The sequence below is a fragment of the Gammaproteobacteria bacterium genome (assembly GCA_013214945.1).
Classification (GTDB): domain Bacteria; phylum Pseudomonadota; class Gammaproteobacteria; order Enterobacterales; family Psychrobiaceae; genus Psychrobium.
In genome coordinates, this window is the sequence record JABSRT010000047.1 from 1 (window position 1) to 12,280 (window position 12,280).

Below are 12,280 nucleotides of genomic sequence, written 5' to 3' on the forward strand. Positions count from 1 at the left end.
TCCCCTTCGTCTAGTGGCCTAGGACACCGCCCTTTCACGGCGGTAACAGGGGTTCGAAACCCCTAGGGGACGCCAACTTTACTCTGGGTAACCAGAAGTAACGTCAAGTTACACGCAAACAACCACCTGATACGGTGGTTTTTTTGTGTCTAAAATATACCTACCTATATCACCTTGTTCATGTGAAAACATAACGTGTATTGATGAAAATTATTTAAGAATATTTCTAATACTTTGAGCTAAAGCTGCGAATAAGCTTTGTTCTGTGCTAATGCTTGCTTAAATTATTGATGGCGTTTATTCTTCCTATAACTTTCTATACGGAACTTATTTTAAGGAATATATATGTACCCAAATCTTAAAAGCATTGGCATTGAAAACTTCGATGAAATTGAACGTTACACAATTCGTCAAGAAGAAAATAATGACATCTTAAAAATTTATTTTCAAAAAGCCCCTCGTGATTTTTTTGGTAAGAGTGTTAAATTTAAATTTAAACGTCAGAGTAAAAAAGTTGCTGGAGATCATGGTACTAGAAACTATATTGATATTTCAGAAATTAGTGGCACTTTGCGCCATATCGTTGATGAGTTAGATACACTTTCTATCCAAGTTAGAACTGAAAAAGATGTTAAGCTGCAGATCCTCGATGATTTACGTCATCTAGAGAACGTTGTTGCCAGTAAAATAAAAGAAATAGAATACAAGCTGGAAAAACTTTAAGCATTATAAATTCAATATTGGCTGTGGAGGGTTGAGTTATCTTGATCATTCGCGGCCTTTTTCGTTTAACTCCTTATCGCAACTGAATCTATATTAAGATACCATTGTATTAATAGTATTTTAAATCAAAAAACAAGCCTTTCGATACCAGTCAAACCGATGACGTATAATCTATAATTTTGACTTGGTTCTCGCTCGCTTGGTTGTTTTTTAGCATGACTCATTTTTTATACACATGCATATAAAAAGATTGGTATAATTATTTTATATGCATGTGTTATTTTAAGCGAAAGGTAAGGGCCTATGATGTTCAAGTGTATTTCGCTTGTGATTACGTGTTTATTAGTCAATATCCCCCGTGTTTATGCGAGCACGCCATCTGAAATGGCTGAATTTAGCTTACAAGAATTATTTAATTTACCGGTTGAACATGCGTCTAATCCTTGGCAAGCGAGTGTGTTGTACAAGCAAATGAGACTCGAAGGTTATCTCGATGGTCGTGATAGTGTCGAAAATAATCAAGTTTTATATGACGGTAGCCAAGCTCGAACCACGAAAAATTTTCCCATTGTCCCAACAAAAATATTACAAGAAGCATTTATTATAAATGTCAGTTACAGCCTCGATGCGATCAACCAAATAGCTATCAGAATTCCCGTTATTAGACAAAGTACCGATCATATAAGTATCGTTCCTAATTATAATGAGTTTAATATAAGCTCATCGGGCATTGGGGATATAGCCCTTCACTATAGTGGACTAATAACCCGTCGTATTGACTATAAACTCAGTTATTCATTAGGGTTATCATTGCCGCTGGGATCGATTGAGCGTAAAGGAGATACGCCACGTGCAGCAGGGGAACAACAGTTGCCTTATACGATGCAACTCGGTTCTGGCACTTGGGATCTGCCCACTAGCTTAAGTTATCAATATTTTGGTTATGACAGTTGGCTACTTGGTGTTGATCTCTTGGCCAAAGTACGACTTGGGACAAATAGCAGATCTTATCGTTTAGGCAACCGATTATCTGTCGACCTATGGGCTAAGTGGCAACGTTTTAATTTCGTGCAACCTTTTTCTAAATTAACCTATCAGCAGTGGGGAACTATTAAAGGGCAAGACGACGAACTATTGGTACCCGCTGCGTTTGTTTATCCTGCGAGTATTACCAACCCAGACTACTTCGGCGGAAAAAAATTGAATGCAACGTTGGGGGCTCATTTAAAGATAAAGCACCAACAACATCTCAACATAGCGGTTAGCTTCCCTCTATATCAAGATCTTAATGGGATTCAGCCGAAAGAAAAATACAGTTCAAACATTGTTTGGAATGTTCAATTTTGAATGTTGGATGGTTATTTGAACAGCACAATAATCACGAGTTGCCAGTAGCTGGTCGCTTGGGGTCTGTCTTTTGTCCGGTGTTTTTGGTTGGGTTAATTGTTAGTTATTTATGTTTAAGTCAGGCTGAAGCTAAGCATCCTATCGCGGGTAAATATAAAATCATTGCTGGTTTTGTGTTGCAACTGACTTCTTTTGTGGTTTGGCCGCAGACAAATAAAAAGCAGTTAGAAGTATGCATTGCCGGTAAAGATCCCTTTCGGGACTATATTGATCAAATGGTGCAGTCCCGTCCTACCAATAGATTAGACCAGACTATCGTCCTGCGTAGAATAGCGATGGATGATAATATAGCTCAGTGCCAACTCATTTATTCTCACGATGACAATATAGAAAAATTGGTTGAGCAGATCTCACCAGCGCAACCAATATTATTGGTTGGCGAAGGCAAGAACTTTATTGACCGAGGCGGCATGATCCATTTTTATCAAGAGCGACAGCAGATGCGACTTGAAGTTAACCTAACCGCGGTACAACGTCATCAACTAACAATAAGTTCAGAGCTGTTAAAGCTGGTAAAGCTTACTGATAAACCTAATGGCATGAAAAAGCAATGAAGGGCCAAAGAATAGCTTTATCGATCAAAAACAAATTGATCCTGATGATGGTTGCGGTTAGTGCGGCTGTACTAAGTGTTTCAACGTTACTACTTTATTATAATGAATTGGATATGGTTGAGCAGTCTGCGGTTGAGAGCAGCCAGATGCAAGCTTCACTTATCGCGGCGAGCGTCGAGTCGGCCGTTATTTTCCGAGATGAGCGGGCGACAAAACGCGTTTTAAACTTATTAGTCACTAACACGAGTGTTGAGTATGCTGCGGTAATCACTCCTGATGGCCTAACTTTTTCTGAGTATCGAAAACCGTATCGAGGGCATTCTAAACACGATGTTGAGACATTGCTAATGACTACCGCCGAGGTAAATAGACAATTTATCGAAGTGTTTGCCCAAGTTGATGATCGAGGACAAAATATTGCAACTGTTTTAATTCGTTCTAATTTAGATAAGGTGATTTCGCAGCAGCAATATTATAAAGAAATTGCGATTACCGTCATGGTATTAAGCCTGATCCTTGCTGCTGTGTTAGCGCAGTGTTTCCATAAATTAATCACTAGACCATTAGGTACTATGGTGCGCCATGTCACTAATATTAGTCGTGACGAGAACTATAGTGACCGCTTACTTTATAACACTCAAGATGAATTAGGCATTCTTGCTCAAGGGTTTAACCAAATGATTACAGTGGTTCAAACTAGAGAAGAAGAACTGACCAAGCACAATGATAACTTGCAACGTATCGTCGCAGAGCGTACCAAGCAACTCTATTACAAAGCCCATTTCGATGCGTTAACCAATTTGCCCAATCGATACTTATTACTAGAACGCTTAAGTAGTGCCATTGTGAGTGCTAAGCACCAGCAAAAGAAACTCGCGGTGATGTTTATGGACCTTGATCGTTTTAAAACAATTAATGACAGTTTAGGCCATGATGTTGGAGACGAATTATTGCAAGCCGTCGCGCAGCGGTTAAAAAATGTCGGACGCAATAATGATACCGTTGCGCGATTAGGCGGTGATGAATTTGTTTTTTTGTTGGCTGATTTAGAATCTGCTGACGAGGCTGCTCAGTTTGCACAAAATATATTGGAGCAGTTCGCACATCCCTTTAGCTTAAAACATAATTTATTACATATTTCTACTAGTCTGGGTATTAGTGTTTATCCTGATGATGGTATCGATGGCCAAGTATTGCTCAAACATGCTGATTTGAGTATGTATCATGCTAAAGGGCAAGGACAAGGTTGTTATAGCTTTTATACGAATGCGATGAATGAAACATTCACCAAACGGCTTGAAATTGAGCATCAATTACGTAATGCAATAAAAAATGATGAATTTCATTTGTGTTACCAACCGCAAATTGACTTAATCACTAATAATCTGACACAGGTTGAGGCGTTGCTCCGTTGGAATAATCCAGTACTGGGCGCGGTTGCACCAAGTGTTTTTATTCCTATTGCTGAAGAAATTGGCATTATAATCCAAGTGGGTGAGTGGTGTATCGACAGTGCCTGCAAGCAGTTACAACAGTGGAAAAATCAAAATTCACAACAAATCCCTGTAGCCATTAACTTGTCTTCTAGTCATTTATTAGCGGTTAATGTTGTTGATTACATAAGGGACACTGCGGCCAAGTATCAGATTTCACCAACACTGCTAGAAATTGAAATAACTGAAGATGTTTTTCTCGAACATTCAAAGAAAACCATTGCGGCCCTCGAGCAGCTACAAAGTTTAGGGATAAAAATTGCAATTGATGATTTCGGAACGGGCTATTCTTCCTTAAGATATTTAAAGACATTACCGGTTGATACCCTAAAGCTAGATGGCATGTTTGTTCAAGATTTAGAACACAGTGCTTCGAGTCGAGGCATCGTTACTTCAACGATTAGCTTAGCGCACAGTTTAAATATGAAAATTGTTGCTGAATGTGTCGAGACCCAAGCTCAAGCCGATTTCTTAACAACAAATTTATGTGATTTAGTACAAGGCTATTATTACTACAGGCCGTTAAGTGCCGATGAAATTCCCCAAATACTCGAGTCAGCGAGTGATAATAATTCTTGTAACAATTATCTTTAACCAATGTTGGCCATGAGTATTTTTTAATGAAGTGAAAACCGGGTAACTTTCGCGCTGTAAGCTCTGGAAAAGTGACGAAGCGTTATTGTTTTAACGTAAGGGCAGTTAGTAGGGGCAAGGTAAATGCCTCGACACTGGCAACTAGCGAGTTGCTATTTACCGGTGTCGAAGTCATTAGAGATTGGCAGTTTAAACCGCCGGCTCTTTAGGTAATATCAAGTTAAGTACAATCGCGACTAAAGCACACAAACTAATACCTTGGATGCTATAACCACCAAAGTTTAGTGCCATACCGCCAATGCCAAAGACTAAAACAATCGCAAAAATAATGAAGTTACGAGGTTGTTCAAAATCTACTTTTGCCTTGACCATGCTACCTAAGCCAACACTAGCGATTAGCCCAAATAACAGCATCATAATGCCACCCATCACAACTCCAGGGATCGTTTGCAATAAAGCACCAAGCTTACCAACAAATGCCATGATAATGGCAGTGATCGCTGCCCAAGTCATAATTCTTGGGTTAAATGATTTCGTTAACATAACTGCACCAGTGACTTCAGAGTAAGTCGTATTAGGTGGACCACCTAACATTGATGCTACCGTGGTCGCCAGTCCGTCACCAAGTAACGTGCGGTGAAGGCCTGGTTTTTTAAGGTAATCTTTACCCGTTGCTGAGCTAATCGCTAAAACGTCACCGATATGTTCAATTGCAGGGGCAATAGCCACTGGCAACATATATATGATCGCTTGCCAATGAAACTCAGGGGCGGTGAAGTTAGGCATGGCTAACCACGGCGCATTAGTGACTGGTGAAAAATCAATAATACCGTGATAAAGCGACAAGCCATAACCCACTAAGATCCCAGCCAAAATTGGTACCAACCGCATAAACCCTTTACTAAAGGCAGAGACTAATAAAGTGGTTATAAGTGCTGGCAGTGAAATTGACATCGCTAACGACTGATCAATCAATTGGGCCGAGCCGTCACCCGTACGGCCAAGTGCCATGTGGACTGCTACAGGGGCAAGTGATAAACCAATCACCATAATGATTGGGCCAGTGACTATCGGTGGTAAGTATTTATGAATAAAACCAACCCCCCGCACTTTTACTACACCACTAAACAACGCATATACTACGCCAACAACCATTAGTGCACCCATCGTTGCAGGAATGCCCCAAGTTTGCGTGCCATACATAATTGGAGCAAAAAATGCGAAAGAAGAGGCTAAAAATACTGGCACCTGACCTTTGGTAACCAACTGAAAGAGCAAAGTACCAATGCCAGCAGTACACAAAGCAACATTAGGATCTAATCCCGTTAATAACGGCATTAAGACCAGCGCACCAAAAGCGACAAATAACATTTGGCTACCAGTGACAATTTCCTTAACTAATGAAGTACTATTTTGGTTTGATAGTTCGGATTGCATAATAAACCTTAATATTTAATTATTTAGTGCCGAAAATTTTATCACCTGCATCACCTAAACCAGGTATAATGTAACCCGCTTCATTAAGGCAGTCGTCAATCGACGCAGTATAAAGTTCAACATCGGGGTGCGCTTTATCAAGTGCTGCAAGGCCTTCTGGCGCAGCGACTAGAACTATTGCTTTTATTTGTTTGCAGCCACGAGATTTTAGTAAGTCGATTGTCGCAATCATTGAGCCACCTGTTGCAAGCATTGGATCAATTACTAAGGCTAAACGCTCATCTATTTGACCCGCTAGTTTTTCGAAATAAACGACTGGCTCAAGGGTTTCTTCATCACGGTACATGCCAACGACAGAAATACGGGCGCTTGGAATTAGCTCTAATACACCATCCATCATGCCAAGTCCTGCACGTAAAATAGGCACCACGGTGACTTTTTTGCCTTTGATTTGTTCGACCTGAATTTCACCATTCCAGCTATTGATGGTTTTTGTTTCTAAGACAAAATCTTTTGATGCTTCATAGGTTAATAAACTGCCAACTTCAGCCGCAAGTTCTCTAAACCGCTTAGTGCTGATATCGCCTTCGCGCATCAGGCCAAGTTTATGCTTAATTAGGGGGTGGTTTACTTCAATAACATTCATAACTAATCTCCAAAATATAAGATACTGGTAAAATTCGCGTATATTATAGGCCGTTATTTGGCTTAAGTATCCTTTAATTTTATCTTTACCATTAAAAGTTTTATTCAATAAAAACAAAAGTCTAAATAGTCCATGTCGGCTTTGTGGCAGCGGGGTTGTGATGTGAATATTGATAGAGTAGGGACCGTGTCACTTATTGTATCGAGCGCAATACCATTTAGTCGGGTCTGTCACTTGATTGTAATTTAGAGCTAAATTAGCTTGTGTCTGGCAGGCTAAATCAGTATTCTACGCGGCCTTTTTATATTGCTCGAAGTTGAATTATTCAATGATAGGTTTTGATTACGGCACATCTAATTGCGCTGTTGGTGTAATGTCTGACGGTTCCCCGCAGCTTGTTGAACTAAATGGTCATGGTCGATACATGCTGTCGTCACTCTATGCTCCGGCCAGAGAAGTTATTGTCAATTGGCTTCATCAACAACTGCCGATTGAAGCGCAGCAACCTTTTGCGCTCAATCGGCAGGCGCAATTGGTCAAAGGCCAGGGTGTATTACGCGAGCTAACACAAGATGGTATTCCCAGTGACCTATCTTTTGGTCGACTGGCGCTTGAAAACTATCTGGAAGAGCCTGAGGAAGGCTATTATATTAAGTCACCAAAATCATTCCTAGGCGCTAGTGGTTTAGTGCCTGCTCAAATTGCATTATTTGAAGACATCGTGGCTGCAATGATGGCGCAAGTTAAGCACTTAACAGAACAGAAATTGCAACGACAAGTCACGAGTACCGTTATTGGTAAGCCAATCAACTTTCAGGGGGTTAACGGCAATAAAAGTAATGAGCAGGCACTGAGCATCTTAACCAATGCCGCAAAACGTGTTGGATTTAAGCAGGTAGAATTTCTGTATGAACCAGTCGCTGCAGGCTTTGAATTTGAAGCGACATTGCAACGCGAAACTAAAGTGTTGGTGGTTGATATTGGTGGTGGTACTACCGATTGCTCGATGATGTTAATGTCTCCTGAATTTGTTGAGTGTAATGATCGCCAGCAACATATGCTTGGTCATGCTGGTAAACGTATTGGCGGTAATGATTTCGATATTCGTTTAGCGTTAAAAGGCATTATGCCGAGTCTTGGCATGGACCGGTTGCTTAAAACGGGCAAACCAATGCCAGCCAATTGTTACGCAGACGCTAGTGCCATTAATAATATTGTTGCCCAGACTGAATTTTATAGCCAAAAAAATGGCCGTTTTTTAACTCAATTGGTCCGCGATGCTCAAGACCCGGAGTTAGCGGCACGCCTATTAAAGGTGCATAACGACAAACTGACTTATCAGTTGGTCAATTGCGCAGAGCAAGCAAAAATTGCGTTGTCAGCGGATAATGAGCATTCAATTAATTTAGATTTTCTTGATGCCGGACTCGAGATTGCTGTGAGTCGTGCCACATTAAGAAACGCTAACGAACACATTCTGCTTGGAGTTGCAAAACTAATGCATGAAGCAGTTGCACAAGCGCAGTGCCAGCCAGATGTGGTATTTGTTACGGGTGGCACGGCGCAATCACCGGTACTAAGAGCGGTAATTGAAAGTCAATTCAAGGACTGTAAATTGGTTGTCGGCGATCACTTTGGTAGTGTTACCGCCGGGTTAACGCGTTGGGCGCAGCGAATATATAGCTAACTCAGTCAACTGCTGTCGAGTTTGCATTACTGACTCGACAGTTCGCTAATTAAAAATTTTTAGATTTTATCTAATACTCCTATCCTATATGTAGCTCTCAAGAAATGATCAAAATCAATAATTAATCGCATCTTGCTATGGCTGTTCATTTGCACTAACTTAGTGCGATAAAACTTAGTTAAAGGAAATAACTATGATACTGAAAAGGAAGTTGGTATTAACATTCTTACTTATTGCGCTAATACCGACATTAACCGTTGGTTTTATTGCGGCATATTCTGCTAGTACCACAATTGAGTCCGAGGTGTTCGCTAAGCTCATCGCGGTAAGGGATACTAAAAAAACTCAAATCAAAAACTATTTCACCGAGCGCCAAGGTGATATTGAAATTTTGTCCCGTACGGTTAAAAAAAGTCTCGATTTTAGTTCTGCTACGGCCTTAATTGAATCGGCGCATAATAATCACGCTTTTTTTGAACAGTTCATCAATGTATATGGCTATTATGATTTTTTCTTGATTGATCATGCTGGCGATGTTTTCTACTCTGTTACTAAAGAACCCGATTATCAAACGAATTCACTTACAGGTCCTTATCGTGACTCTGGCTTAAGTACTTTGTTCAAACAAGTGAGCAACAGCAATACTTTTGGTATGTCAGATTTTAGTCGCTACGCCCCAAGTAATAATGATCCCGCAGCCTTTATTGCGTTGCCATTAACCAACAGTGATGGCGTGTCAGTAGTGGTAGCCTTGCAGTTGTCGATTGAAAAAATCAATCAATTGATGCAACAACGTTCAGGGATGGGTAATACCGGTGAAAGTTATCTGATTGGCAGTGACTTGTTAATGCGTTCAGATTCATTTCTTGATCCCGCGGGGCACTCTGTCACCGCCTCATTTTCGGGAAATGTTGCAAATAACGGGGTTGATACCCAAGCGTCTAACCTAGCCATTAATGGTAAAGAGAGCCATCAAGTTATTATCGATTACAATAACAACCCGGTATTATCGGCATTTACCCCGATTGATATTCATGGCATACGTTGGGCGGTTATTTCCGAAATTGATGTCGCCGAAGCCTTTGCGCCAATCAAAACACTCTATTGGACTATTTTAATTATTGTTGTCATTGCTGTTATCGCCATTGTCTCGGTTGCTTTGGTTATTTCTGCATCTATATTAAAACCTTTAGGTGGTGAGCCAAGTGAAATGCAGTTGATTTCAGAGACGATTGCAAGTGGCGACTTAACGATTGCTTTTGATGATCAGAGGAATATTGAAGGTGCTTACGGCGCAATGCAGAAAATGGCTAAACAACTGCGTAATGTCATGGGAGAGATTATTCATGACAGCCATAGTCTGGCCAGTGTTGCTGAACAAACCAGTGCGTCGAGCCTGCAGTCAACAGCGAGCTTGCAAGAACAACAGGCAAGTATCGAACAAATTGCGACAGCAGTAGAACAAATGTCTATAAGTATTAATGAAGTATCACAAACAGCAGTACAAGTTGCCAGTAGCTCTCAGACAATGCAATCATCGTCAGACAAAGCGCATCATGCACTCAATCAAACGATTACAGATTTAGACTCATTAGACCAAGAGATAACGCAAGCCAGTGAAGTTATTAAGGAATTAGAAAAAGACTCATATGAGATAGGCACTGTATTAGAGGTTATAAGAGGGATTGCGGATCAAACAAACTTACTTGCACTAAATGCTGCAATTGAAGCGGCTAGAGCAGGTGAGCAAGGACGAGGCTTCGCGGTGGTGGCTGATGAAGTCCGGACGTTGGCATCTAAAACCCAAGAATCAACCAAAAGCATTGAACAGATGATTACCAAGTTACAAGACGTTTCAAACAAAGCGGTTAAAGTGATGACATTTAGCCGTGATGTTTGCCAAAAAACGGTGTCAAATGCTCATGAGACTGTTGGCGTGTTAACCGAGATGAACAGCGAAGTGAATAATATGACGCAATTGACCGAAATGATTGCAACGGCGGTTGAAGAACAATCACGGGTGTCGGTTGAAATAAGTCAAAGTGTCACCGTCATTAGCGATGTTGCACATGAGAACTCTGCAAGTGCAGAGCAGGTGTCTTCTGCTAGTCATGAAATAAGTCATATTGCCAGCACGCTGAGTCAGCTAACATCGAGATTTAAAGTGACATAATAATTTGTCAAATTGCACAGTTTTAATGAAATGTCGTGTTTATTAGACTAATAGTTAGCTAGTTTGATGATCTGATTTTAAGATCCAGTTAAACTAGCTAGACATTTACTGACAGACATTATTATGAATACACCTTTTAGCCATCAAACCGCTTTTATTCTAGACAAAGCGCATTATGGAGAATGCTTCGACCAATCAGTGGCAATCGACACGACTATTAAACCATACTATAAAGCGATGGTATTATTTGTAGTCGGTCTAATATTATTATTTGTGGTTGGGGTTAATTATTACGGTGCCTTTTTTGTGGTCGCTTTAGCTGCGCTTGAAGCAGTAAGTGTGCGCTACCGTAAAGCATGGTGGTTAGTAAGACAAATGCTAAGCAAAGCGTCAAACAGTGAGATCACACTAATTATTGATCAGCAAGGCATCACCACAAAATCGTTCCATGTTAATGGTGAAATTAAATGGTGCGATGTCAGTGAAATAAAACAAACTGACCAAGGTTTGTTAATCATTCACCAAGGCGGCACTAACTACATCTCAAAAAGCTGTTTGGAGCAAAACGTACAAGATTTTATATTGAGTCATCAACAGTAGTCGAACCCAAGTAACGACCATCTGCAACAATCCAGGATAGCGATGGCTAACTGCCTAGCATCTGTAGCATACATATATATAACGTAAGGTAGTATCGAGTGAGTAATAAAGCAGTTTTTCTAGATCGTGATGGCGTCATCAATATTGATACTGGTTATGTGTCACATAGAGATGATTTTGAATTTATCGATGGCGTAATTGACGCCTGTCAGCAAATTAAAGAAAAAGGTTATCAGTTAGTCGTTATAACAAACCAATCAGGCATTGCACGCGGTTACTTCAGCGAAGATGATTTTATGACATTAACCGAATGGATGGACTGGTCACTTGCTGACAAAGGCGTTGAACTTGACGGTATCTATTATTGCCCGCATCACCCAGACCAAGGTATCGGTGAATACAAGCAAGCGTGTGACTGTCGTAAACCGCAACCGGGCATGATCAATAGCGCTGCAGAATCTTTGGAGCTTGATTTGTCACAATCATATCTAGTGGGTGATAAAGTGTCAGATATTCAAGCAGGGCAAAATGCGGGTGTCGGCACCAACATTTTAGTTCGTACGGGTAAAGAGATTACAGCTGAAGGTGAAGAGCTCGCTGATCATGTCATCAGCACCCTGCAAGATGTGATCAAATTGCTAAAATAGGTATCTAATGACACTGAGTGCTTACAATAGTGATTGCTAATTAGGCACTCAAACGTTTATGTGTAAAATGTCAGAATAAGCGCTTGCCATACCCTGAAACTTCCCTATAATGCGCCTCACTGAAACGGGAAAGCAGCTTACGAAAGCAAGCGCTGAAGCGGGTTAGAGAAGAAAATAGATTGGTTTAACTTCTTATTAAAATTTATTTTATAAGTAACGAAATTAAACGTTGACTTCGAATCGGGAAAGCGTATTATGTGCCTCCCAACGCAACGAACCACAGGGTTCCAAGCGCTGCTCCTAACCATCGAGTTAGTTG

Annotated in this window: 10 protein-coding genes; 8 read left to right on the forward strand and 2 right to left on the reverse strand. The window is 40.6% G+C overall.

Translation table 11 applies throughout. From position 1 onward, the window contains the following. Window positions 1-345 precede the first annotated feature (345 nt). From HRU23_20095 to HRU23_20110, 4 genes are all read left to right on the forward strand, one after another. Window positions 346-723: a DUF3461 family protein gene (locus HRU23_20095; GenBank protein ID NRA56443.1), complete on the forward strand. Its 378-nt coding sequence runs from the start codon at window positions 346-348 to the stop codon at window positions 721-723. Between the two features lie 303 nt (window positions 724-1,026). After that, entirely contained in the window at window positions 1,027-2,070 is a 1,044-nt protein-coding gene (locus tag HRU23_20100; protein ID NRA56444.1) for a hypothetical protein, read from the forward strand. Further along, window positions 2,067-2,684: a YfiR family protein gene (locus HRU23_20105; GenBank protein ID NRA56445.1), complete on the forward strand. Its 618-nt coding sequence runs from the start codon at window positions 2,067-2,069 to the stop codon at window positions 2,682-2,684. The genes HRU23_20100 and HRU23_20105 overlap by 4 nt, the downstream gene beginning before the upstream one ends. After that, on the forward strand, window positions 2,681-4,771 hold the full coding sequence (locus tag HRU23_20110; GenBank protein NRA56446.1) for an EAL domain-containing protein: 2,091 nt from the start codon (window positions 2,681-2,683) through the stop codon (window positions 4,769-4,771). Before HRU23_20105 ends, HRU23_20110 begins: the two co-directional genes overlap by 4 nt. 189 nt (window positions 4,772-4,960) lie before the next feature. Here HRU23_20110 and HRU23_20115 read toward each other — a convergent pair whose 3' ends face one another. Then, window positions 4,961-6,208 carry a uracil-xanthine permease gene (locus tag HRU23_20115; protein NRA56447.1) on the reverse strand — a complete coding sequence of 416 codons (1,248 nt, stop codon included), beginning with the start codon at window positions 6,206-6,208 and terminating at the stop codon, window positions 4,961-4,963. A gap of 19 nt (window positions 6,209-6,227) precedes the next feature. Continuing rightward, the gene (gene upp / locus HRU23_20120; protein NRA56448.1) at window positions 6,228-6,854 is read right to left on the reverse strand and encodes a uracil phosphoribosyltransferase; all 627 of its coding nucleotides are present in this window, start codon (window positions 6,852-6,854) and stop codon (window positions 6,228-6,230) included. A gap of 328 nt (window positions 6,855-7,182) precedes the next feature. Between upp and yegD the strand changes: the two genes are divergently transcribed. The 4 genes from yegD to gmhB all read left to right on the forward strand — a co-directional run bounded on the left by yegD (window position 7,183) and on the right by gmhB (window position 11,961). Next, a complete protein-coding gene (yegD, locus tag HRU23_20125) occupies window positions 7,183-8,541 on the forward strand; it encodes a molecular chaperone (protein ID NRA56449.1) in 1,359 nt (452 codons plus the stop codon). Between the two features lie 193 nt (window positions 8,542-8,734). After that, complete coding sequence (locus HRU23_20130; GenBank protein ID NRA56450.1) at window positions 8,735-10,714, forward strand: methyl-accepting chemotaxis protein; 1,980 nt, start codon at window positions 8,735-8,737, stop codon at window positions 10,712-10,714. Window positions 10,715-10,837: 123 nt separating this feature from the next. Further along, window positions 10,838-11,314: a YcxB family protein gene (locus HRU23_20135; GenBank protein NRA56451.1), complete on the forward strand. Its 477-nt coding sequence runs from the start codon at window positions 10,838-10,840 to the stop codon at window positions 11,312-11,314. 98 nt (window positions 11,315-11,412) lie between these two features. Then, a complete protein-coding gene (gene gmhB, locus HRU23_20140) occupies window positions 11,413-11,961 on the forward strand; it encodes a D-glycero-beta-D-manno-heptose 1,7-bisphosphate 7-phosphatase (protein ID NRA56452.1) in 549 nt (182 codons plus the stop codon). Window positions 11,962-12,280: the final 319 nt, after the last annotated feature.

Excerpts from the sequence above, each read along its gene's own strand:
- HRU23_20115 (NRA56447.1), bottom strand. The coding sequence starts at position 6,208 with ATGCAATCCGAACTATCAAACCAAAATAGTACTTCATTAGTTAAGGAA.
- HRU23_20110 (NRA56446.1), top strand. The coding sequence starts at position 2,681 with ATGAAGGGCCAAAGAATAGCTTTATCGATCAAAAACAAATTGATCCTG.
- HRU23_20135 (NRA56451.1), top strand. The coding sequence starts at position 10,838 with ATGAATACACCTTTTAGCCATCAAACCGCTTTTATTCTAGACAAAGCG.
- HRU23_20095 (NRA56443.1), top strand. The coding sequence starts at position 346 with ATGTACCCAAATCTTAAAAGCATTGGCATTGAAAACTTCGATGAAATT.
- HRU23_20100 (NRA56444.1), top strand. The coding sequence starts at position 1,027 with ATGATGTTCAAGTGTATTTCGCTTGTGATTACGTGTTTATTAGTCAAT.
- HRU23_20130 (NRA56450.1), top strand. The coding sequence starts at position 8,735 with ATGATACTGAAAAGGAAGTTGGTATTAACATTCTTACTTATTGCGCTA.
- yegD (NRA56449.1), top strand. The coding sequence starts at position 7,183 with ATGATAGGTTTTGATTACGGCACATCTAATTGCGCTGTTGGTGTAATG.
- upp (NRA56448.1), bottom strand. The coding sequence starts at position 6,854 with ATGAATGTTATTGAAGTAAACCACCCCCTAATTAAGCATAAACTTGGC.